At 60.4% G+C, this 22,559-nt stretch carries 21 protein-coding genes; 10 read left to right on the top strand and 11 right to left on the bottom strand.

Going from position 1 to position 22,559, the window contains the following annotated elements; translation table 11 throughout:
• Positions 1-277 precede the first annotated feature (277 nt).
• Complete coding sequence (locus A37A_RS0104250) at positions 278-1,642, top strand: serine protease (protein WP_081616183.1); 1,365 nt, start codon at positions 278-280, stop codon at positions 1,640-1,642.
• On the opposite strand, the gene rbfA is transcribed toward A37A_RS0104250, so the two are convergent.
• The 3 genes from rbfA to nusA form a co-directional block, all read right to left on the bottom strand.
• A complete protein-coding gene (gene rbfA / locus A37A_RS0104245) occupies positions 1,605-2,006 on the bottom strand; it encodes a 30S ribosome-binding factor RbfA (protein ID WP_018290286.1) in 402 nt (133 codons plus the stop codon). The two genes, A37A_RS0104250 and rbfA, sit on opposite strands and share 38 nt — an antisense overlap.
• A gap of 132 nt (positions 2,007-2,138) precedes the next feature.
• Positions 2,139-3,962: a translation initiation factor IF-2 gene (infB, locus tag A37A_RS0104240; protein WP_231363764.1), complete on the bottom strand. Its 1,824-nt coding sequence runs from the start codon at positions 3,960-3,962 to the stop codon at positions 2,139-2,141.
• Between the two features lie 93 nt (positions 3,963-4,055).
• Positions 4,056-5,309: a transcription termination factor NusA gene (gene nusA / locus A37A_RS0104235; RefSeq protein ID WP_018290284.1), complete on the bottom strand. Its 1,254-nt coding sequence runs from the start codon at positions 5,307-5,309 to the stop codon at positions 4,056-4,058.
• Between the two features lie 179 nt (positions 5,310-5,488).
• On the opposite strand from nusA, the gene A37A_RS0104230 reads away from it, so the two are divergent.
• Genes A37A_RS0104230 through lpxB form a run of 3 tightly spaced genes read left to right on the top strand, consistent with a single transcriptional unit; the run spans position 5,489 to position 8,525 of the window.
• Complete coding sequence (locus tag A37A_RS0104230; RefSeq protein ID WP_020493998.1) at positions 5,489-6,334, top strand: LpxI family protein; 846 nt, start codon at positions 5,489-5,491, stop codon at positions 6,332-6,334.
• Entirely contained in the window at positions 6,334-7,263 is a 930-nt protein-coding gene (locus tag A37A_RS0104225) for a Gfo/Idh/MocA family protein (protein ID WP_018290282.1), read from the top strand. The genes A37A_RS0104230 and A37A_RS0104225 overlap by 1 nt, the downstream gene beginning before the upstream one ends.
• Positions 7,260-8,525 (top strand): lipid-A-disaccharide synthase, encoded by a 1,266-nt coding sequence (lpxB, locus tag A37A_RS15750; RefSeq protein WP_018290281.1) that lies wholly within the window; start codon positions 7,260-7,262, stop codon positions 8,523-8,525. The genes A37A_RS0104225 and lpxB overlap by 4 nt, the downstream gene beginning before the upstream one ends.
• A 49-nt stretch (positions 8,526-8,574) precedes the next feature.
• Here the strand turns inward: lpxB and A37A_RS0104215 are convergent, their stop codons facing one another.
• Positions 8,575-9,747, bottom strand: a complete 1,173-nt coding sequence (locus tag A37A_RS0104215; RefSeq protein WP_155996473.1) for a hypothetical protein — start codon at positions 9,745-9,747, stop codon at positions 8,575-8,577.
• A 223-nt stretch (positions 9,748-9,970) separates the two neighbouring features.
• Between A37A_RS0104215 and A37A_RS0104210 the strand changes: the two genes are divergently transcribed.
• The 4 genes from A37A_RS0104210 (at position 9,971) to A37A_RS0104195 (ending at position 13,191) form a co-directional block, all read left to right on the top strand.
• Positions 9,971-10,573, top strand: a complete 603-nt coding sequence (locus A37A_RS0104210; RefSeq protein ID WP_018290279.1) for an RNA polymerase sigma factor — start codon at positions 9,971-9,973, stop codon at positions 10,571-10,573.
• Between the two features lie 38 nt (positions 10,574-10,611).
• The gene (locus A37A_RS0104205) at positions 10,612-11,166 is read left to right on the top strand and encodes a hypothetical protein (protein ID WP_018290278.1); all 555 of its coding nucleotides are present in this window, start codon (positions 10,612-10,614) and stop codon (positions 11,164-11,166) included.
• Entirely contained in the window at positions 11,156-12,223 is a 1,068-nt protein-coding gene (locus tag A37A_RS0104200) for a S1C family serine protease (protein ID WP_196799491.1), read from the top strand. The genes A37A_RS0104205 and A37A_RS0104200 overlap by 11 nt, the downstream gene beginning before the upstream one ends.
• Positions 12,224-12,297: 74 nt before the next feature.
• Positions 12,298-13,191, top strand: coding sequence for an OmpA family protein (locus A37A_RS0104195; RefSeq protein ID WP_018290276.1), 894 nt, complete (start codon positions 12,298-12,300; stop codon positions 13,189-13,191).
• Between the two features lie 962 nt (positions 13,192-14,153).
• Here the strand turns inward: A37A_RS0104195 and rpsU are convergent.
• On the bottom strand, positions 14,154-14,348 hold the full coding sequence (gene rpsU / locus A37A_RS0104190) for a 30S ribosomal protein S21 (protein WP_026195642.1): 195 nt from the start codon (positions 14,346-14,348) through the stop codon (positions 14,154-14,156).
• Positions 14,349-14,419: 71 nt separating this feature from the next.
• The gene (locus tag A37A_RS0104185) at positions 14,420-15,409 is read right to left on the bottom strand and encodes a zinc-dependent alcohol dehydrogenase family protein (RefSeq protein WP_026195641.1); all 990 of its coding nucleotides are present in this window, start codon (positions 15,407-15,409) and stop codon (positions 14,420-14,422) included.
• 209 nt (positions 15,410-15,618) lie between these two features.
• On the opposite strand from A37A_RS0104185, the gene A37A_RS0104180 reads away from it, so the two are divergent.
• Complete coding sequence (locus tag A37A_RS0104180; protein WP_020493995.1) at positions 15,619-16,068, top strand: host attachment protein; 450 nt, start codon at positions 15,619-15,621, stop codon at positions 16,066-16,068.
• Positions 16,069-16,264: 196 nt separating this feature from the next.
• Here A37A_RS0104180 and A37A_RS21740 read toward each other — a convergent pair whose 3' ends face one another.
• From A37A_RS21740 to folB, 5 genes are all read right to left on the bottom strand, one after another.
• Entirely contained in the window at positions 16,265-16,807 is a 543-nt protein-coding gene (locus tag A37A_RS21740) for a pyruvate kinase (protein ID WP_051076244.1), read from the bottom strand.
• An 11-nt stretch (positions 16,808-16,818) separates the two neighbouring features.
• Positions 16,819-18,153, bottom strand: coding sequence for a pyruvate kinase (locus tag A37A_RS21735; RefSeq protein WP_051076243.1), 1,335 nt, complete (start codon positions 18,151-18,153; stop codon positions 16,819-16,821).
• Complete coding sequence (gene deoC / locus A37A_RS0104170; protein WP_018290272.1) at positions 18,150-18,845, bottom strand: deoxyribose-phosphate aldolase; 696 nt, start codon at positions 18,843-18,845, stop codon at positions 18,150-18,152. The genes A37A_RS21735 and deoC overlap by 4 nt, the downstream gene beginning before the upstream one ends.
• A gap of 67 nt (positions 18,846-18,912) precedes the next feature.
• Positions 18,913-19,995 (bottom strand): hypothetical protein, encoded by a 1,083-nt coding sequence (locus A37A_RS0104165; RefSeq protein ID WP_018290271.1) that lies wholly within the window; start codon positions 19,993-19,995, stop codon positions 18,913-18,915.
• A gap of 1,005 nt (positions 19,996-21,000) precedes the next feature.
• Positions 21,001-21,966: a dihydroneopterin aldolase gene (folB, locus tag A37A_RS20530; RefSeq protein ID WP_018290270.1), complete on the bottom strand. Its 966-nt coding sequence runs from the start codon at positions 21,964-21,966 to the stop codon at positions 21,001-21,003.
• 115 nt (positions 21,967-22,081) lie between these two features.
• Here folB and A37A_RS0104155 point away from each other — a divergent pair, with 115 nt between their 5' ends.
• A complete protein-coding gene (locus A37A_RS0104155) occupies positions 22,082-22,537 on the top strand; it encodes a thioesterase family protein (RefSeq protein WP_018290268.1) in 456 nt (151 codons plus the stop codon).
• Positions 22,538-22,559: the final 22 nt, after the last annotated feature.

The following is a 22,559-nucleotide window of genomic DNA, read 5'->3' as shown; positions in this document are numbered from 1 at the left end:
TTGATGAGCGGGGAGTGGAAACGGCCGATAGGGAGAGATACTCAGGCACTGTCATACCGAAAGGGGCAGCTCCCGCTATGGCTCTCCTACGTCGCACCGCGCCACTCCTCGACTGCACACAAATTTCGTAGCCGAGGCGACGCAAATGGACTTGGATGCGAGGCGAGGCGCCGGTTTTCCACCGGAGCTGTATGACGACATACTGCAAGGATGGAAAACCAAGCGTAACGAAGCAGACAAGCCCATTGTGCAAGCCGCAGGAGAAAGCTTTTGAGAAATGGCGGCTAGCGTTGCGGCTAGCTCTTTTCCCTTGTCGGGGAAGCCTTTCGGCGGTACATGGAAGACGATGGCTGGCGGTCTGCGCAAGATGCCTGGGAAGGCGCGCTGTAAGCCGCTGATCCTGAGGGGCGCCCTCTCGATCCTGCAAGAGGAATGGCCCAGGGGGTGCTCGCGCCGCCGCCCGGTTCCGATTCGTGATCGCGCGGTGCGGAACGGGATTGCGAAGAACAGGGAGCGCAAGGTTCAGACTGTTGCCGCGTTTGCTCGGACAGTTGCCGTGTTAACGTTGGGGTTGCTGCCTACGGTTGGCTTTGCGGTCGGCATTCGCCTCGAAGGTGGCGAGCAGTCGAACGAGGCGATCGTTCGGGTGATCACCTACCAACAAGACGATGGCCATGGCATCGTCCGATTGACCGGAAGCGGTTTTTTTGTCAATCCGCATGGGCAACTCATCACGAATCGTCACCTCTTGTCGAGGGCGCTCTTCTGCTGCATTCTGGATGGCGGAGGCAATCCGGTCCGGGTCGATCGCATCTTGGCGGAAGCAGGCGACTTGCTCTTGGTGCATGTCAATCTTCCGCCCAGGGCGGAGGCGAGAAGCTTGCAGCTTCGGAATCGCCTTCCGGTACCCGGGGAGCCGATCCGCATCCTAGGGTATCCTCTCGGCATCGGACCTACCACGGCCACTGGAAGGGTGATCGGGTTCCGCCAACACCCTTACCATGGATCTCCTTCCTTTGACGTTGACGTCCCCACATTTTCCGGTAATAGCGGAGGACCGGTCCTCGATGAGAAGGGGGAGGTCATCGGTGTCTCAACGTTCCGTTCGCTGGAGGGACCGAGCAGGCTCGGAGGCGCGCTTTGCCCGCAGATCCTGATGGAAGAGAGTCGGGTGGTCGATCTTTGGTTTGAGGATTGGTCTCGGGGTACTCGGAGAGGAAGAGGGACGGTTGGTTTGGCTGCGAAAGGGTGGAGAGCGCTGCAGCGTGGAGACGGCTGCTCGGCCCGTCTGTTTTTTTCGTCCGCCCTCCGGAATCAGTCCAAGGCACCCTTGCTCTATCAAGGCCTTGCCGAGGCTTTGTTGGAGAGTGGAAGAGCGGAAGAAGCCGCCTTGGCTCTCTCCCGGGCAATCGAGGAGAGGCCGAAAGATTTCCTCGCTCGCCTTCGTCTTGCTTCCATCTATCGGCAGATGGGGAAGCCGCAGTCTGCAGCGGCCGAAGAGGCCATTGGCCGAAGGATCGAATGGACGATCTACTCGCGAATCGAGACAGAGGTAGCGGCCAGAGAGGTGACCGGCCTTCCTGGCCTGTGGCAGAAGGCCCGATTTATTCTACAGGGTCCGGCGGAGCCGACGGCGAATTAGCGAGCGGGTTCTCGGCGGGCGCTTGCTGCCGTTCGATTTCCTGTAGGATGCGCAGGATGCGATCGCCTCGTTCCAGGGAGTCGTCGAAGCGAAACGAGAGTTGGGGAGTGAACTTGGACTGGAGTTTCTTTCCGAGGCGATGCTGCCACTCCCTTCGATGACGATAGAGCAGGGAGAGCAGTTGTTCCTTCGAAATGGGAGACTCCCACGCGCTGACAAAGACGAAGGCTTCTTTTAAATCGGGGGTTGTTTCGACCGCGGAAATCGTGAGCAGCAATCCTTCGAGCGATACCTCCCTTTGAAAGAGCTGAGAAAGTTCCTTTCGAATGACTTCAGAGACCCGAATGGTTCGATGTGTACCCATGGTAGCGGCTCCAAGTGATTTCCGAGAAGCGAGACGAGACGAACAACGGGCGAGGGTAAAAAAGTCCGAAGGCAAGGGAGGCCGTCATCCGACGAGCGGCCTGAGGACGAGCCCGCTATGAGAGTGCGGCCCTCAGAGGCTTTGAGGTACTCGTTCCAGTTGATAACACTGGATGATGTCGTTCGGTTCGTAATCATCGAAGTTCCCCAGGCGCATGCCGCACTCGAGCCCTGCGCGAACCTCCGGAGCTTCGTCTTGGAAGCGCTTGAGAGTTTGGATGCTCCCATCGTAAATCGGCTGTTTGCCGCGGAGTACGCGCGCATGGCCTTTGTGGACCATTCTGCCTGACTGGACCAGAACGCCAGCGACCGAGAATTTATTGAGCGCAAAGACCTTCCTGACGAGTGCCGTTCCGAGCACCGTTTCCCGAAGTTCAGGCTCTAGGAGTCCTGCCATGGCATCCCGGACTTGGTCGACCAGCTCGTAAATCACGCTGAAAAGCTTGATCTGCACCCCCTCGCGCTTGGCGGCGGCAGCCGCCGAACTATCGGTCTTGACATTGAAGCCGATCACGATGCCTTCCGAAGCTTTCGCGAGAAGAATATCCGATTCGCTGACGGGCCCGGCCGCCGCGTGAATGATCGAGAGTTCGACCTTTTTGCTCGGGATCTTGTCCAGTTGACCCACCAACGCTTCGATCGAACCCTGGGTGTCGGCCTTGAGGACCAAGTGGAGGGCCTTGCGCTGACCTTCCGCGATCGCCTCGAAGAGATTTTCCAGGGTGACCGTTGGACCCTCTTCCTGGCGCGGGCGTTTCAAAGCTGCCAGGCGTTCCTCCGCGATCTGCCTCACCCTACGTTCATCGCTATCCACGAGCAGTTCTTCTCCGGGAGAAGGAAGGCCGCTCAGACCAATAACTTTGACAGGAATCGACGGTGATGCTTCTCGAACCGTCTTCCCGAGATCGTTGATCAGCGCCCGAACCCGCCCCCAATAAGCACCGCAGAGCACGACGTCCCCTGTGCGGAGAGTCCCCTTTAGCACCAGAACGGTAGCCGTTGGTCCTCGACCGGTCTCCATTTGCGCCTCGATCACCCGTCCAGCCGCCGGGCCATCGAAATGGGCACGCAACTCAAGAACCTCTGCCTGGAGAAGGATCATCTCGAGAAGATGATCGATTCCATTTCCCTTGAGGGCTGAGACTTCGCAGAAGATGGTGTCGCCGCCAAATTCTTCCGGAACGAGCCCACGCTCCTGGAGCTGCGTCCTGACGCGGAGCGGATTGGCTCCGGGTGCGTCGATCTTGTTGATGGCGATTAACATCGGTACGTTTGCCGCTCGCGCGTGGTCGATCGCCTCGATCGTTTGAGGCATTACGCCGTCGTCCGCCGCCACGACGAGAACGACGATATCGGTGACCGAGGCGCCGCGAGCCCTCATGGCCGTAAAGGCTTCGTGGCCCGGCGTGTCGATGAAGGTGATCGACTTTCCTCCGTGATGGATCGTGTACGCGCCGATATGCTGGGTGATGCCCCCTGCCTCTCCCGCCGCCACGCGGGTGTGCCGGATCGCATCCAGGAGGGTAGTTTTTCCATGATCTACGTGGCCCAAGAACGCTACGACCGGAGAGCGAAGCTGCAAGTCGGGTTCCGCCGGAGGAGCCGGCGGAGGCTCTTCGACAACCTTGGAAGGCGGCGGAGGAGGTCCATGCCGTTCCTTGCGCTCCGTCAGGACCTCAAAGCCCATGCGCGTGGCAACTTTTTTGACGACGTCTTCGTCCAGAAGCTGGGTCAGCGTAGGGAAGATGTTCAACTCCATGAGGTGATGGATCAGTTGGAATGGTTTGATGTCCAATAATTCAGCCAACTCTCGGACCGCGATCGGCCCTCGCAGGGAAATCGCTTTTCTGTCCGCCGCATCGGACGGAGCGGGAGCCTCCTTCTCAGGTTTTTCCATTGAGGGTGCTGGGCTCGCGAAGGTCGCCGGATCGTCCTTCGGCCCTGGTGGGGAAATGGTCTGCTTGGTTTTCGGCATGAAATACTCGGAAGCTTAAGAGGCTTTGGCACAAAGCCGTGCGTTTTCACGCAGCTGTTTTACGGTGGCTAAGTCAAGTTGAGGAAGCACCGAGGCAAGATCCGTCTCTTCGCTTTCCGCTACAGCGGCTGGGCTTAAAAATCCAGCCCGCACGATCTGTTCCGCCGTCGACGGATCGACGGAGAGCGCGGTTGCCATCTCTTCGGTTGCCCGGGCCAGCTTTTGCGCAAAGTTCTCTTCGGCGGATTGCTCCCGGGCGACGTCGATTTCCCATCCGGTGATCTTGCTTGCCAGCCATGCGTTCTTTCCTTTTCGCCCCAGGGCGATGGAATAATTCTCCTCATCCACCACGACCTTCACGCGCTTGCCCACCTCATCGATCTCAACGCTTTTGATCCGAGCCGGTTTGAGCGCTTCGACGGCCAACTCGGTCACGTCCGATGACCAGCGGAAGAGGTCGATCTTTTCAATGTGGAGCTCCCGCACGATGTTCTTGACGCGCGCACCGCGTACGCCGACGCAGGCTCCCACCGGGTCGATCTTCGGGTTAGCGCTCCATACGGCGATTTTGGTTCGAAACCCGGGCTCCCTGGCCATTGCCTTGATCTCAACCGTATGGTCCGCCACTTCGCTCACTTCCATCTCCAGCAGCTTGCGAACGAAATTGGGGTGGCTGCGAGAGAGGAGAATTTGTGGGCCGTGCGAGGTATTGTCCACGGCAAGCACGTAGGCGCGAATCCGGTCTCCCACCACATACTCCTCGCCCGGTACTCGCTCCCGTGTCGCCATGATGCCCTCGTAGCGACCGAGATCCAGGATCACATCTGAGCGCTCGAAACGGCGCACCGTCCCCATCACGATGTGGTCCACACGATCCTTGAATTCCGAGAGCACCATCTCCCGCTCAATGGAACGGAGGGCTTGATTGATCGATTGCTTAAACACTTGCGCGGCAATGCGACCAAAGTCCTTAGGGGTGACCTCCATGTCGATCAACTGGCCCGGTTGGGCTAATGGGTCCAACTCCTTGGCCCGCTTCAAGGAAATCTGGTCTCGGGGATCAACGACTTTCTCCACAACCTCAAGATTTGCCCGCGCCGTGATCTTGCCGGTCTTCGGGTGAATTTCCACCCGCAAATCCCGAGCCGGCCCAATACTCTTACGGGCCGCAGCGAGAAGCGCCGCCTGCATAGCTTCCAGGAAGGCTTCCCGCTGAATGCCTTTCTCCCTCGCCATGTATTCGATGAGGGCCAAGACTTCTTGATTCATATCTCTCTCCGGCGATACTTCCAAAGAAAAAAGTGGAAACCCTGCAAGTTTCCACCTTTTCCTTCTCAGCGAAACGCCTTGCGAAAAAAGTTACGAACGCTTCATCCTACGGTCAAGGTTTGAATTGTTCCGCATCACGGTCGAGCGGCTTGGAACGAGGAAAACCGGAACGAAGTCCCATGGATGGACAGGAGAGCATACGAGAGGACGGGCTAGGGTTGATCGCCGGTCGGGGCATCTACCCCGTCTTGCTAGCGCGAGCAGCCCGTCGCGCCGGGGTCGAGCGGGTCAGCACAGTCGCCTTCGTTGGGGAGACGGATCCGGAAGTCGAGAAGCTCAGCAGTCAGACCGAATGGCTCCGTGTGGGGCAGTTGGCGAGCATGCTCCGTTTCTTTCGCCGAAGCGGCGTTTCCCGCGCCGTTATGGCTGGAGCCGTGGCGCCCTCTCATCTTTTTAACTTGCGTCCCGACCTGAAAGCTCTGTTGCTTTTGGCCAGTCTCAAGGTGAGAAACGCGGCGACCATCTTCGGAGCCATCGCGAAGGAGTTGCGGGCGTCCGGAGTCGTGCTGATGCCTGCTACGACGTATCTGGAGGAGGAGCTTGCCCCCGCAGGCCATTTTGGAGGGCCCCCTCTTCGGCCGAGGCAGAAGGAGGACGCCGGCTTCGGCTTTCGGATGGCAAAAGAGATCGCGCGGCTGGATATCGGTCAGTCCCTGGTCGTGAAGCAAGGCACGGTCCTTGCCGTGGAGGCGTTCGAGGGAACCGACCAGACTTTAGAGCGCGGAGGGGGCTTAGGGCGCGGCAAGGCCGTGCTGATCAAGGTCAGCAAACCAGACCAGGATTTCCGATTCGACGTGCCGGCAATCGGTTGGCAGACGATCGAAATGGCTCGAAAATCCGGGGTGGCGCTCATCGTGTGCGAGGCGGGCAGAACGTTGATCTTGGAAAAGGAGAGGGTCGTCCGGCTTGCCGAGGAGGTGGGGATTTCTCTATACGGAATGAGAGAAGATGGAGGGACCTCTTGATGCAGCCAATTCGGATCGGGGTGGTCGGAGTCGGCCATATCGGCAGGCATCATGCTCGCCTATGCGCGGAGCTTCCGCAAACCGAGCTCGTCGGCGTCTTCGACGTGGACGAGCAGCGGTGCCGTCAGGTGGCGGAACTCTGTGGAGCGGAGCCATGTGTCTCCCTGGCTGCGCTCGCCGCGCGCTCTCAGGCCGTGACGATCGCGACTCCCACAGCGACGCACTTCGCGGTGGCAACGGCTTGTCTGGAAGCCGGCTGTCACGTGCTGGTCGAGAAACCGATTGCCGACAAGGTCGAGCAAGCGCGGGCGCTGGTTCTCCTGGCTCGTGAGAAGGGGTTGCTGCTGCAGGTGGGCCATGTGGAGCGTTTTAATCCCGCCTTCCGCGCGATGGAGCCCCTTCTGCGCACCCCTCGCTTCATCGAGGCCCATCGCCTCTGCCCCTATCCTGGCAGGAACACCGAGATCGGCGTGGTCTTTGATCTCATGATTCACGATCTGGAGATCATCCTGCATCTTGTCCGTAGCCCGGTAGTTTCCATCGATGCGGTCGGAGTGGCCGTCTTGAGCCGGACCGAGGATATTGCCAACGCGCGCATCCGCTTTGCTGGTGGTGCCATTGCCAATTTGACGTGTAGCCGGGTCAGTCCGGAAAAGATGCGTAAGATCCGGATCTTTCAGGACGACGCCTACCTCTCCCTCGATTATGGAGACCAGTGCGGTGAGATCTACCGGAAGAAGAATGGGACAATCGAACGGGAACCGATTCCGGTCGAGAAGGATGAACCCCTCCGACTCGAGATCGCCGCGTTCGTCGATTGCGTGAGATCCCATGTGGTTCCGGTTGTGGATGGAACCAAGGGGATTGCGGCTCTCGACTTGGCTATGCAGATTTCGGATCGGATCGGAGAGGCGGTGACTGTTCCATGAGGCGACCGCATCGGAAGAGAAGATTCTACCTGGTTGCCGGAGAGCCGAGCGGAGACACCCTGGGAGCTTTGTTGATCGAAGCGCTCCGGCGGCAAGAGCCGGAGGCAATTTTCCGCGGCGCGGGCGGCCCGAAGATGGCGGCGGCCGGTCAAAGACAGACGGTCGATCTTACCAAGCATGCCGTCGTGGGCCTCGTGGAGGTTCTCCGACATTACCCGGAACTGCGGAAACTCTTCCACCGGCTCGTGCGCGAAATCGAGGCCGTTCGCCCCGAGGCGGTGATCCTGATCGACTATCCGGGATTCAACTTGCGGATGGCTCGTGTTCTCCGCCGCCGCTTGCCATCGCTTAAGGTGATTTTTTATGTAAGCCCCCAAGTGTGGGCCTGGAAGGCCGAGCGCGCCGAGCTTTTGGCGGAGAACGTCGACGAATTGCTTGCCCTTTTCCCCTTCGAAAAGGAGTGGTACAAGCAACGGGGAACGTCGCTTCCTGTTTCTTGGGTGGGTCATCCGCTCTGGGATCGGCTAATCGTCAACGAGCGGCCGGAGCTGCCTCCTTTCCGGTGTACGATCGCTCTCTTGCCTGGCAGCCGGGAGAGCGAAATCCAGCGCCATCTACCGTTGCTCTTGGCAGCCTCCGCGGAAATGCAGGCGAGGCGGGACGACTTGGATTTTCTTTGGATTCTTCCCGATGCCCGGCGGGAAGCTTACGCCCGCGAATGGTTGGCCGCGTGCGAACCGGGCTGCAACGTTCGTTTACGAGTCGGCTACCCTCTTTCCCATCTTTCCCGTTGCAGCCTGGCGTTGCTCTGCTCGGGATCCGCTTCCCTCGAATGCGCCGCGGTCGGTACCCCGCAGATTCTCGTCTACAAGGCCAATCCGATTACGTACAGCGTTGCCAAGTGGGTGGTTCAGGTCCGTTTTTTGAGCATGGTCAATCTCTTGGCCGATGAGGAAATCATTCCCGAGTTCGTCCAGGAAAGGCTGACCGCGGGCTCGATTGCCGAGGCGGCGCTGCATCTTCTGGCCAACCCCGCTGAGGGTTCTCGGATGGCCCAGGCGATGCGCGAGACCTTGCGCCCAATCGCCGCGCCCGGAGCGAGCGCCCGGGCCGCCGCGCGCATCTTGGCGGTGGCCTCCGGGATGGGTGAGAACAACGAGGCGCAGACGCCACCGGACGGCAGGCCGTCCCACAAGCGGGAAGCCGCGGCGCCCGAAGAGTCTCCTGCGGGGAGCTTTGCTTCGGAAGGCCGTCCCGGCTGACCGGCATGTCCGAGCCGCCGTCTTTTACTGCTATTGAACGAGGAAAAGATCACTTCCCCTTCGCGGAAGGTAATCGTAAGAGCAGCTCGGGCGGCTCGGCGCGCTGATCCTGCAAGAGGCCGCTGTAAAAGAGGCGGAAAACATACCCGTAGAAGCGCTGATGGGGGACGGGATGATCCAAGCGATAGACGACCCGAAGCACTTCGACGCGGTTGCCTCCCCAGGACGGGAAGGCATTCTCGAAGGCGACGGTGATATGAGCGTTGGTCGGCACGATGATTCCCGAATCGATCTGATCGTAGGCGTAGAACTGGTAACTCGTCTGTTCCAAGGAGATTTTCGTTCTGGGGTCGGCGGCGATCCGGAAACGGAAAAGCAACTCCTGGCCAAATGGGCTGCCGTTGCCGTTCCTGCGCTCGACTCCGAGGAGGCGAAGGGGGGTTTTGACCCGATGACGGAAGGTCGCCTCACTGGAATCGGTGCCTTCCGCTTGCGCCGCTTCTTGGAGGCGGCTGCGGGCCCTTTCGTAGGATGCCCCCGCGGCCGGGCCCATCGAAATGATCCGACTCCAGTAATCCGTAGCACGCGAAACGTTCTTTTCTTCTTGGGCCAATTCCCCTTGTCGTTCCAGGACGGTTGGATTTTGAGGCTCGAGATCCTCCGCTCGTGCGAGGGCTGCCCGAACCATTGATCGATCTCCTTCGCTCCGAAAACGTTGCGCTTCCTGGAGAAGAGCCGCCACCCGTTCTCGGTTGGTCAGGGCGGGAGGAGCCAAGCGTCCACCGTTGGGGTGGGGATCGAGGACGAGCGATCGAGGACGATGATCGTATTGGGTGGACGGAACGGGAGGCCGAGGCGCAAGCAGCGCCAGCGGCGGATCCTGCGACGGAGGCATGAGTCGGGCGCTGGGCATCAGGGCAGGGGCGCGTGTGTCCCCCTTGATCCTGTGACGGAGCCAGAATACCGACAAAAGCGCCATGGCTTGGGCAGAAACTACGAGAGCGGCAAACCAGAGAGACCAGGCGTAGATTTTCGGGGCGACCCGCCTTACCGGCGCAGGTGGTGGTTGCGGGGAAGCAGTCGTTTTCGGGAAAGATGGCGAAGGGGACTGAGCCGGGGTTCCATCCTCCAGGAGCTTGGCGCTCACCCGCCGCAGAAGCTCTGCGGGCGTGCCTGGCGCAGCGGGCTCCTTCCATGGCTCCGAGGGGACGGCTACCTCCATCGCGGCGGGGTACGAGGGAGCGGTGCTCCGGGCTTCGGCGAGGAGGAGGGGCAGACGCTTGACCGCAGCCCGGAGGGCAGCCGCGTTGATTTTTCTCCCCGGGGCAGGCAAAGGCAGCGTGGAGGACGACGAGTCGAGGGAAGCGGTTGCCCGGGCGAAGGAAGACGTTGCTTCTCGATCCGGCGAGACTAAGCTATCTGCGTCAGCCCTTTTCTGATCTTGCATGGAAAAACCCACGCCGGACGTTCCGATTCGAGAACCTACCGACCGAGAACTGGTCCTCTCTCTACAGAGCGGTGATCTTGGCGCGTTCGATCAGCTTGTCAAGCGGTATCAGGCGCGCCTCTATCGGGTGATCTATGGAGTGCTGCTCCATCACGAGGATACAAATGACGTTCTCATGGAAACGTTTGTAAAGGCTTATCGCAACATGGGGCGATTCCGGATCGGGGCCTCATTCTATACCTGGATCTATCGGATCGCCGTGAATACGGCGATTAGCCATCGGAGGAAAGTCGCCCGCTTTCGGGTGGCAGGCAGCACCGGCGAAGGGGACGAGGAAGAGAGAACGCCAGAGGCGTTCGTGGACGAATCGGCGGGAAAGGAAGCTCTGCGGAAGATCGAGCTTCAGGAGCTTCATCGAGAGCTCGATCAAGCGCTTGGCCAGTTGAGCGAAGCCCATCGGGCGGTGGTCACCCTTTTCGACGTGGAAGGTCTGAGCCATGGAGAGATCGCAAAGATTCTCGGTTGTTCGGAAGGAACGGTTCGCTCCCGTCTCTTTTACGCCCATAAACGTTTGCAGCAATTGCTGCGTAATTATGTTTGACGGCTTCGGTGGCAACGGAGCAAAGTTTGAGGCCAACGATGAACGGAAAGCAAGCGGGCGAGAGGAAACTCAACGAGCAGTTGCGCAACTTCTTTGCCAATCGTGTCGTGGAAAAGGCAACTCCTGAGTATTTCGAGACGATGCTGGGGCAGGTACACCGGCGGCTGCGGCAGGAGCTTGTGGGCCGTCCTCGCTGGTGGGATCGGTTCGCGGAACTCTTTCCTCTCCCCGTGTCGGATATGCGACCCCTGCTCGTTCGATACGCTCTCCCGCTGGTTCTTTTCGGCTCAGCCGCAATCCTTGCGTTGCACCACGACCACTCGGCATCAAAAGTGGCTTTTTCTACGGGCGGAACTTCATCGCTTGCCGAAGCTGCTTCCCCAGCGCATTGGTTCACGGCGAACCAGGATCTACTCCGTGATCCGAGGGGGACCATAGAGCCATCCATTATTACACCCACGACTGCGCCGGGAGCATCAAGAGCATCGGGACCTAGAGGAGAATTGACAACTAAGGCAAAAGGCCGGGAGAATGGAGAGCGATCGTTCGTGAGCGTGCTTCCCGTCCGGTATGAAGCCAGCGTTGACTTCTAGAATTTCCCTTTTTTCGGCTAGCGTTCTGCTATTCGCCTCGAGCGCGATACCCTGTCTGGCATGGCAGGAATCCGTCGCCGCTCTCGGTAGCGAAGTCACGCGCATATTCGAAGTCGCTCAGCACTCCGTCGTGCGTGTCCGGGTGCGGAGCCACTCAGTGGACACGGTCGGAACTGGCTTTTTCATCGACGCCGGTGGCTCGGTCGTCACACTCACGGAACTCGTCGGTCAAGGGCAGGAGATCCGAGTAGAGTCGGAAAGTGGGATCTTGCCAGCCGTCCTGGTGGGGGAGGATCGCCGGAGTGGGCTGGCGCTGCTGCGGACTAAACCCGCTCGCGCCACGCCTTTTCTCCACATTGCTTCTGGAGGTGAACCGCCGCCGGGAGCTTTTGTGGTCGGAGTGGGATATCCATTCAATCTATCCGTGTCGCCTCTCGTGGGAGTAGTGCTGGGTTTGGATCGGCAGTTTCAAGATCGGCTCTTTTGCGTATCGCATTTGCGGGTTGATGTCACCGTCAGCCCGGGGGAGCTGGGAGCGCCGCTGCTTAATCTCCAAGGGTTTGTCGTTGGCGTGGTGACGGCGGTCGTCAATGAGGGAAGGTGGGCGTATGCATTGCCCGGTAGAGCTGCGGAGCGGGTGATCGCGGACGTTCGGCAGCATGGTCGGGTCCGGTATGCATGGGCCGGGGTCGGCGTGGCTATGGCCGGTGATGATCGAACGAAGAGCGCCGTCATCATCAGCCGGCTCTTTCCCGACTCGTCGGCCAAGGCGAGTGGACTGCAAGAGGGGGATCAGCTCGAACGGATTAACGGAAGGCCGATCCACCACTTGGCGGACGTCGTGGATGCATCCTTTTACGCACCCGTGGGTCAACCGATGAAGATTGCCATTTTCCGAAACGGGAAAACCAAGCACTTTTCCCTCCTGGCTGGGGAGCGGCCTGCGGATAATCCGGGAGGAGACTCCGGCACTCCCGCCGTCACGGTCGAAACCTCCGCGGCGGGTTCCGCTACGGACGCTCCCGTGCAGAAAGCGGTAGGAACCGGCCCGAATTAGAGGGCCGACGTCATGACTGTTTCTCTGCCAATGCGGCCAGACGGGCCTGCCGGTAGAGTCCCCTGGTAACGGAAATGGAGAGTCAAAAGCCCAACGTCATTTTGGTCGACGTTCCCAAGGGCCGTCCGAGCGTGATCCCGTACGGAGGCATGGGTGGACTTCTCTTCTGGATCGCCGTCTGCGTCTTCCTCGGAATTGGGACCTTCCACTTTCACGGTGCATTTACGGTTCAAGACCGCAAGGCACGAGCCTTGCAAGGCGAGTCTGAGCTTCTGCGAAGAGAAAACCAAAAGCTTCACGCGGTGGTCGATCAGCTGCAGACCGAGCTCGGCCAGACGGGCAGCCTGCTGCGGTTGCAGCAAGAGCTTATCGGACAGTCTGCGGCTGGGAATGGAATGGACGATTCGAAAAAGGAAGAGCCGAGATCACAAAGTCTTTCGCCCTCGGAAACCCTGGAGCTTCGGACTCTGGAGGAGAGGTTGGATAAAGCTTTCGCGGCACGGCTGAACGCCAAGGAAGCGGCAATCCTCCGGCGAGAAGACCGGATCGTGATCGTCCTCGACCATCGCACCCTTTTCCCCGGAGCAGGACTCAAGATCGGGACTTCTGGCCTGACGCTCCTTCACGAAGTGGCGGCCGGCCTGCAATCCCTTCCGGAGTCGCCCGAAGTTCGGGTCACGGCTTTCGCCGATCCGTCTCCCACGACTGCGAGCTCCCGCCAAGCTTCCCTGTCCAACTGGGAAGTCTCCTCCCTGCGCGCCTCGGCCGTCGCAAAACAGCTGGTGGAAGGCGAGCATCTTCCCGCCGGGCAAGTCATTGCCTCTTGTCGTGGAGCGCAGCTTCCCTTGGTAAAGGGTCCCGGAGTGAGCCCAGGACCTTCCGCCCATCGGCTGGAAATCTGGCTCATTCTCCATCCGGATGCTCCCCTGAGCGGCTGGCGAGAGGCAAAAGGAAGTGGTCGGCTCTAGCCGCCATTTCTCGTGCGCCGTGAAAAGGGTGTATCGCCCAGTGGGGAGGGAGTGATCTCCACCCGGCAACGATTGCTCCAGCCGGAAGCACTCGGAGCGGCTACTGGTGGTAACGCCAGCGGTCGAAGCCTCTGGGGGAAAAGGCCCGGGAAGCGGGTCAGCGAGCAAGCAGGCCCTAAGGAAAGTGAACGCTGAACAAAGCCTCGAAACGGGCAATGCGGACGCCGAGCTCGTGAGAAAGAAGCGAAGGCCGTTGTCTCCCTGGGAAGGAGAGCAATACGTGCACTGGGGAGAGCCGCCGGGGTATTGGGCGAGGGCATGCGGGCAAAGGACGATGCATCAACACGGGAGGCCCATCTGGCCGGGAGCTCGGGTTGGCCCCGAGCGGACCGACCGCTGCCCTGCGAGGGGCCGAAGCGGGACCAGGTGGGAGTCGGATAGGTCCATACTACCTGTGAGCTCGGAGAAAGTCCGAGGGAGGGAAGGGGCCTTAGTTCAAGGGAAACGTCGGAAGGAGCGAGAACGGAGAGTGGCGGTACGCCTACAACCTCCCTTGCGTGTTCGGAAGCTCCAGATGACGTTGCAGGAGAAAGCGAAGGCAAGTTCGACCTCATCCCCCTCAGGAGCTGTACGAGGAGCTTACCGTGGGCATAATCCTGTACCAACCTTGTCCGGAAGCCGAATGCGGGAAATCCGCCTGTTCGGTTTGATGAGCGGGGAGTGGAAACGGCCGATAGGGAGAGATACTCAGGCACTGTCATACCGAAAGGGGCAGCCCCCGCTATGGCTCTCCTACGTCGCACCGCGCCACTCCTCGACTCCACACAAGCTTTCCCCTGCGGCTTGCGGGTGGGAGTCTGCTTCGCTCTCGCTTGGTTTTCCATCCTTGCCGTATGTCCTCATTCAGCTTCGGGGGAAAACCGTCGCCGCGCCTAGGCTACGAAATTTGTGAGAAATGGCTGCTAGCGGGCACCAAGATGGAAGGTGAACACCTTTAACCGGGCTTCCTTCGCCTTTCTGCGTCGGCGATCGGACGGTTTTTCGAAGGATCGCCGCGCTCGCACTTCTCGTAGCGTTCCCTCACGGTCGAGCTTGCGCTTGAGCCGTCGTAACGCCTTATCGATCGATTCGCCTTTTTTTACTCGGACTTCGGTCATTTCCCTCCAGGATTTGTTTTGCTCTTCAACGGGAAAAGACACTCTTTTCCCAAAAATCGGAACCACTCTCTTCAACTGCCAGGAATTAGTACGGCCGCACCCGCGACTCGGCCCTCCCGGAGCGCACTGAGCGCCTCGTTTGCCTGCGAAAGCGGGTAGGAGTGGATATGAGTACGAAAATGCACGCGCGCTGCCAAGGAAAAGAATTCTTCGCCATCCTGCCGAGTGAGATTGGCAACCGAGGCGATCTGCCTTTCTTCCCAGAGGAGACGGTAGGGAAAGGAAGGGATGTCGCTCATGTGAATCCCGGCACAGACGACCTTCCCGCCTCGATCGAGCGCGCGCAAGGCGGCTGGAATCAACTCGCCGGCCGGAGCGAAGAGGATGGCTGCATCGAGAGGAACGGGAGGGGCTTCGGTCGAAGCGCCCGTCCAGGCTGCGCCCAGCTCCCGAGCCAGGCTTTGCGCGGCGATATCACCGGAACGGGTAAAGGCGTAGACCTCTTTCCCTTGGGCGACGGCGAGTTGGATCAGAAGATGCGCTGCGGCTCCGAATCCATAGAAGCCTAGCTTCTCCCCGGATTCAGCTAGCCGATAGGAGCGGTAGCCGATGAGACCGGCGCAGAGAAGCGGAGCGGCTTCCCCGTCGCCGTAGCTCTCAGGCAGGGAAAAGGCAAACCGCTCGTCGGCTACCAGGTGTTCCGCATAGCCTCCATTGCGGGTGTAACCAGTAAATTCGGGATCTTCGCAGAGGTTTTCCCGGGCGCTGCGGCAGAAGCGACAGTGCCCGCAGGTTTTGCCTAGCCAAGGAATTCCCACCCGCTGCCCGACCACGAACCGTTTTGCCCCCGGGCCCAGGCGCGCGACCTTCCCAACGACCTCGTGGCCGGGAATGAGGGGGAGCTTTGGCTCTGAAAGCTCGCCGTCGACGACATGGAGGTCGGTCCGGCAGACCCCGCAGGCGCTGACCTTGACGAGGATCTCGCCCTCCCCCGGTTCGGGCGTGGGCAACTGTCGCTCGACAAGAGCCTTTCCGGGCCCGTCCCAGACCATAGCTTTCATCAATGGAAGGGTACCTTTCCGCGTCCGAACGGGAGCGAAACCCCAGAGTATCCCGTGAGGCGCCTGCCGTCAATCGGACCTCTTTCTGGTGTCTTGACGAGAGCAGGGGAAAGTCCCTAGGTTAAACAATCGGCTCAAAACCCGGTCCGGAGGAATGGGTCGGGAGCAGGAACGAACGAAACCAACGAGTGGACTAGGCGGAAGATCTCATGCGGATAGAGGCGTTAATCACGGCGGACTTGGGGCATCTCAAGGCATATCGGGTATCGGTGGACGAGCTTTCCGGGAAAATCCATGTTCAGAACCTCGTGGATCAGATTCTTCCGGAGGCGCATAAGAAACTGGCGGATATCGAAACAGATGAGCCCGGGCGCTATTCGGTTCGAACCGGAAAGATTACGTTAGGGCGTCCCGCCGGAGAGCAGAACACCCTCGAACTGGAGATTCGCAAGCGATTGCTGGGGCAACTGGCTCAGGAGATTGACGCCCTAATCCATCGGGAAGATTGCAAACGTTGGGGCTTGGCCGCCGGCTCCGAAGTGCTTCCGAGGCTCCTGGAGAAGCTGTCCTCTTCTACCCGGGAACGGCTGGTCAAGACGATTCCCTCCGATTTGACGAAGCTCGACAAGGGAGACGTTCTCGCCCGGTTTCTCGCCTAGACTGCCTATCTCACAAAGTTCGTACCCGAGGCGCGGCGAATGAGCTTGGATGCAAGGCGGGGCACAGGTTTTCCCCCGAAGCTGTCGGACGACATACTGCGAGGAGGGAAAACCAAGTCCCAACGAAGCAGCCGGGTCCATTTCGCAAGCTGCAGGAGAACGCTGGTGAGACAGGCAGGCTAAGCACGCTGGCCGATCACAAACATCCGGGCTTCCTTCGCGCCGCCGGCTTGTCGGTGGGTGCGCTATTCTTCTCGAAAAGGTCCGCTAGATGCAGCCGCCGGAGCATCGATCGCTTCTTCGTCTGGTGGGCTTCCATTCTCCGCAGGACATCGTCCAGGAAGTGGAGGGCCTCTTCAAGATGAGGCCCTTTGTTGAGCATCACGCACTCCGATCGTTCCGCCATGGCCGCGTCGGTGACTTCCGCTCGGGAGGGAGTTCCCGTCGTCGCCAGCGTTTCCAGCACTTGTGTCGCCCAAATCACAGGCAGGTGCGCGGCTTCCGATACCCACAGGATTTCTTCCTGAACCTCCGCGAGCCGTTCGTATCCACACTCCACTGCCAGATCCCCCCGGGCGATCATGACCCCGACCGATGGGCTGCGCATCGCCGTGAGCAAGGTCGCGGGGAGTGCTTCGAACGCCTTCCGGGTTTCAATCTTGATGATGATCGGAAGTCCTTCGTCGCCGGCTTGCCGTAGAGCATCCTGTAGGGTCGTCACATCGGCAGGACTGCGCACGAATGAGAGGCCTATGCCATCTCCCCGTGCTCGATGATCCAGGGAAGCAGAGCGCGGTCTCTTGCGGAGAGAGGAGGGAGGTCGAGATCGGTTTCCGGGAGGTTGATTCCCCGATTTGAGCCGAGTTTCTCTCCCCGAGGCTGGGCTCGGGTGGTTTCGAGGACCACTTCGCTCGGCGTGGCGGTGCAGACCACCCCTGCGATCCGCCCATCGTCAAACAAGATGGTCTGATCCTTGCGCAAGGAGCACAAAACCCCGGCCGGTTCCACCTCGATTGCGGGAAGCGCTCTCTTCCCTTGGAAGGTAACGCGATCCTTGGAGTCCGGTGAGACCAACCGGAAGCGGTTTCCAAGATAGAGAAGCAGGAAGGAGCTGGTATCGCCCAGCCCCTGAGCGAATGCGGCCCGCTGGTCGAGATGCTCCAGACTAGGAGCCGGATCGAAGGAAACAAAAGCCGTCTGCTCCGAGACCGTCGCGCCTTGGCGAGACTCAGCCAGCAGACCTCCCTCGAGTCGTTCCACGATCCGGATCGAGCGGGGCCTCCCGCGGATGTCGAAAAAGAGAACGTCCATCCCCGGCGCGAGCTCCCGTAACCAGTCCTCAGGAAAAAGGAGGGTGGCGGAGATCCCTTCGGGCATGCGGCGGCCTGGCGGCACTGCGAAGAGCCCGATCTGCGCGGGCTGGATCACGCGGCCGAATCGATCGGTAACGGGCTTCCAGGCGGTGAAGCGCGGTCCGTTCCGTATGGCGCCGGTCCGCAGCTTTGGTCCCGCAAGGTCTAGGATGATGCGAATCGGCCGATTCTCCTTTCGAGCCGCCCGGCGGAGGTTTTTCACCATCCGAAGCCAGATGGCCTCGCTGTCATGGGTGCAATTGATTCTCGCGATATCCATGCCTGCTCGCAGAATCCGGCGGGTGAGCTCTGGATCCTGCGCCGCTTCCGCCGGCATCGTCACCATGATGGCGGAGTTTCGACCCTCCGGCTTGGGACCAAGAAGAGAAGTCGTGTGCGCTTGAAGAAGCTGTGCGCCCTCCAGCCGGGTCAGCGGCGGGCGGGCCTTGGCCAGTCGCGTGGGGACCTCTGCCCCCAGCGCCTGCAGGACGGCCTGCAGGCTGAAGAGCACGCAGCCTTCCGCCCGTCCGAGCGAAGAGAGCCCTCGGTCGGCAAGCTCCTCTTGGAGCGGGCGCAGGTCGAAGCGGCGGAAGGCCAGGTAGTGGACCAGGTTGCGTGCGCTCGCCTGATAATGAGGGTGAACCTTTGTGATCCAACCCTGGAACTTTTCTTCTAAATCGAGTGCTGCTTCTCCGATCTCGATCAGCTTTTCGACAAGAGTTCGACGCTTCATCGATGGCCTGGTTGCACGATGGCGACGCTCGAGGAAGTACCCAGCCGCGTAGCTCCGGCTGCGACGAGCCGCTCGGCGGCTGCCCGATCCCGAATCCCGCCCGAAGCCTTGATGGGCAGGTCCGGTCCGACCGCCGAGCGCATCAGGGAAACCACTTCGGGGGTGGCTCCGCCGAAGCCAAAACCGGTGGACGTCTTGAGAAATGTCGCACCCGCCCGGGCCGCGTGGAGGCAAGCGGATCGAATTTCGGCTTCCGTCAGTGCCCCGACTTCGAGAATGGCTTTCACCGGGTGAGGAGCAGCCGCGCGCACCACGGCTGCAACGTGGGCTTCGACGCGGTTCCAATCTCCCTCTTTCGCTGGGCCCAGAGGGATGACCATGTCGAGTTCCTGGGCTCTTTCCTCCACCGCGATCTCGGCTGCCAGTGCTTTTAGTCGCAAGCTCGATGCCCCATGGGGGAAATCGATCACGGTGCATAGACGCACTCCGCTATCTTCGAGCCAGTGCGACGCTTCAGCGAGCCAGATCGGCTGAATGCAGACCGAGTAGAAGCCGTAGGCCAAGGCTTCCTGGCAGAGCCGAGCAATCATCGCGGAGGTGGCTTCCGGCCTCAATAGGGTGTGATCGATCATGGAGGCGAGCTTTCTGCCCGTTTCATCCAGGATCGGATCTTCCATCGCTTCCGCGATCATCGTTTTCTTCGAGAAGAGAATTCTTCCCCCTTTTCGCTCAGGGGAGAAGGAGAGATGCGAGGATGATTCACCCCTTGGAATCCCTGCCGGCCGAAAAACCGATCTCGCCCTGTACTTCCAGCCGTTCCGTAAATTTTGGTCTCTTTTCCACTTCGTCCAAGAAGCGGAAAAATTCGTCCGCGGTCTCGAAAAGGTGCCCCTTTTCCACATAGGAATCGGTGGTGAAGGGGGAGAACCCTCCAGGGAAAATCATGTACCGAGCCTTCATGTAGTCGCGGGCATGGCCGAGCTCGTCCATCATGCCAGCGGAAAGCGGGGGACGCTCAGGATAGGGATGGATCGCGACCACGGCATGCACTTTACCGACATACCAGTGGAGATCCCGGTGGACCGTATAGGCGTAGATGACCTCGCGATCGATGGGACTGTCAAACTCCCGGGCGATTTCGACGGTCTGCGGGTCGATGACCACCGCATACTCCCGCAGACGCTGGACGATCCTGTTGACTTCCAGCCGCATGGCTGGCTCTGCGTGAGTCATCGAATAACTCACGTAGACGACCCACGGCTTTGGATAGCAGACCAGCTTGTAGAGCGCATCCGCCGGTTCGTTGACGGCAAGAACATAGTGGGGAATCCCCATATAGCGCGCCCAATCCTCGGAGAGGGAGACCTCCTCGTTCATCCAGGAAAGAATCTCGTAGATTGTGTGGTGGCGCTCCTTCAGAGTCCGGAGGAAGCGATCGGGATGATCGAGGGACTCGAGTTCCTTCTTGATCGCCCATTCGGCCTCGATCAGGGTTACGACCGCGTCCGGCCCGATGAAGTCCCGGAGGATTCGCTGATCCTTGAATTTCCGGTTGATCCGGTTCCATTCGATGGTCGCGGGCAGGCGGACAACCACATCCGAGTAGCCGTGCTTGGCGATCTCGTAACCGATCTTTTCGTACTCCCGCTCGCGGGTGAGCTCGAAGACATAGTCGGTCGTTCCCAAGAGCCGTTCCAGGGGCTTTTTCCCATGCTTCGTAAACTCGCCCACCGCATCGAAGACCCGGATGTCCCTTCCATTTTCCTTGCCGAGAGCGACGACTTTGCGCAGATACGAAGCGTCGCTCATGCCCGCGACCATGCCCGTGACAAGGAGTTTCATGATCGGAGCCTAGCCGCCATTTCTCGTGCGCCGTGAAAAGGGTGCATCGCCCAGTGGGGAGGGAGTGATCTCCACCCGGCAACTATTGCTCCAGCCGGAAGCACTCGGAGCGGCTACTGGTGGTAACGCCAGCGGTCGAAGCCTCTGGGGGAAAAGGCCCGGGAAGCGGGGGTCAGCGAGCAAGCAGGCCCTAAGGAAAGTGAACGCTGAACAAAGCCTCGAAACCGGCAATGCGGACGCCGAGCTCGTGAGAGAGAAGCGAAGGCCGTTGTCTCCCTGGGAAGGAGAGCAATACGTGCACTGGGGAGAGCCGCCGGGGTATTGGGCGAGGGCATGCGGGCAAAGGACGATGCATCAACACGGGAGGCCCATCTGGCCGGGAGCTCGGGTTGGCCCCGAGCGGACCGACCGCTGCCCTGCGAGGGGCCGAAGCGGGACCAGGTGGGAGTCGGATAGGTCCATACTACCTGTGAGCTCGGAGAAAGTCCGAGGGAGGGAAGGGGCCTTAGTTCAAGGGAAACGTCGGAAGGAGCGAGAACGGAGAGTGGCGGTACGCCTACAACCTCCCTTGCGTGTTCGGAAGCTCCAGATGACGTTGCAGGAGAAAGCGAAGGCAAGTTCGACCTCCTCTCCCTCGGGAGCTGTACGTGGAGCTTACCGTGGGCATAATCCTGCGCCAACCTTGTCCGGAAGCCGAATGCGGGAAATCCGCCTGTTCGGTTTGATGAGCGGGGAGTGGAAACGGCCGATAGGGAGAGATACTCAGGCACTGTCATACCGAAAGGGGCAGCTCCCGCTATGGCTCTCCTACGTCGCACCGCGCCACTCCTCGACTCCACACAAAGTTCGTAGCCGAGGCGCCGCAAATGGGCTTGGATGCGAGACGCGTCGCCGGTTTTTCACCGTAACTGTATGAGGACATACTGCAAGGATGGAAAACCAAGCCCAACGAAGCAGACAAGCCCATTGTGCAAGCCGCAGGAGAAAGCTTGTGAGAAATGGCGGCTATGGATCAGATTGCGACAAAGGGAGCGGTAGCGATCGCTCTTCCGCATCCGGTGACGACTTCCGAGAGTCGGGCGCTTCTCCGCGCTCACGCCGCAGCGACACGGCGACGCCTTCGGCTTGGGGCAGCGGGAACTTCTCCAAAACGACCGAGACGCTTTTCACCTTGGGGCGGAAGAGGATCGTTGAGGCAATCTCTTCCGCCAGTCGTTCGAGGAGGTTGCGCGGCTGGGCGCCGGCTACTCGCCGGACCTCTTGAGAAAGCTCGGCGTAGTCGACCGTCTCCTCGATCTGATCGGATCGGGCGGCTTCGGTGAGGCTGCCGACCTCCAGGCGAAGCGAGACGCGCAGAGGCTGCGCGCGATTCCTCTCCTCCGCGGTAATCCCGATCCGGCTTTCGAGCCAAAGCCCTCGGATTTCGATGGTGTCGATCCCCGCTCGCAGTGCGGTCCCCGGCCCCGCTCCTTCGGAGGGCGCCAGGGCGAGAAAAGGGGGAAAGAGGACTTCTTCTAGGATCGTCCAGACGAGCCGGCCTACCCCCGGTTCTCGGCTGCTTCGGGAGCCCGCAACGTTGAGGACGCGAACGCGGTGCCCTTCGAGGAAGGCGCGCAGTTTCTCCGCCGCGCAGCGAGTTGCCCCGTCCAAGTGAATCCAGGGCTTGCGGAGACGAGCCGCTTCTTGCGCGGTAAGACGGGAGCCACCGGTAAGTGTCGGGCCAACGGTGAAGATGGCGGTGCCGTCGCTGTCGCGAGCGTTCCAGAGCGTACGCTCCGCATAATCCTCGCTCGGTGTCTCCTCCAGCGGATAGCGGAGGGGGATGGGGCCGTCTTCGGCGCGACGCCCCCGCGGGCACCATCCACCCGCTGGGATTCCATGGGCGAGCGCCCAATCGAGAGCCGTGCGATCGGCTCCGGTTTGCCCACCGGAAACAATCTTCGCAAGCGGCGGTCGAAGCTCTTGGCGCATCCAAGGATTTCTACCGGATCTCCTCGTTCCTGGCGAGCCTCCTTGCGAAGGGAAGAGTCGTCGGAAAAGACCTTTCCCCTTCCGACCGCTTCGGCGTCGTGGCAGAAAAGGAGACATGATCCACTTGCCACCAGATCCCCGGATCGAGACGCGCCTCAAGGTCTATTACTTCGACACGGACGCGGCCGGCGTGGTCCACAACGTCGCCTACCTGCGGCTCGTCGAAATCGCTCGTTCCGAGCTGGCGGAAAAGCTTGGCTGGAGCTTGGAAGAGATGGGGCGGACAGGTCTTGTCCCCGTCCTGGTTCGGACCGAGATCGACTACTTGCGGCCGGCCCGGTTGGGAGAAGAGCTCTCCATTGAGTCGAGGCTGACCCGGCTGGAGCGACTGCGCTTCGTCATCGAGAGCGCGATTCGGAAGTGCGGAGAGCCGGACGATCTGGTCCACTGTCGTCAGACTCTCGTCACGGTGCGCCTCGAGGACGGTCGTCCCCAAGCGGTTCCGGATGCCTGGGCAAAAGCCTATCCCCATCTGTCGATCGGCCGCACGCAGCCGAAGATCGGCTCCTGAGATCGGCGGTTTTCGGCTTGCC

The sequence above is a fragment of the Verrucomicrobium sp. 3C genome, assembly GCF_000379365.1.
Taxonomy (GTDB): domain Bacteria; phylum Verrucomicrobiota; class Verrucomicrobiia; order Methylacidiphilales; family Methylacidiphilaceae; genus Methylacidimicrobium.
This window is presented reverse-complemented; position numbering and strand designations above follow the sequence as displayed.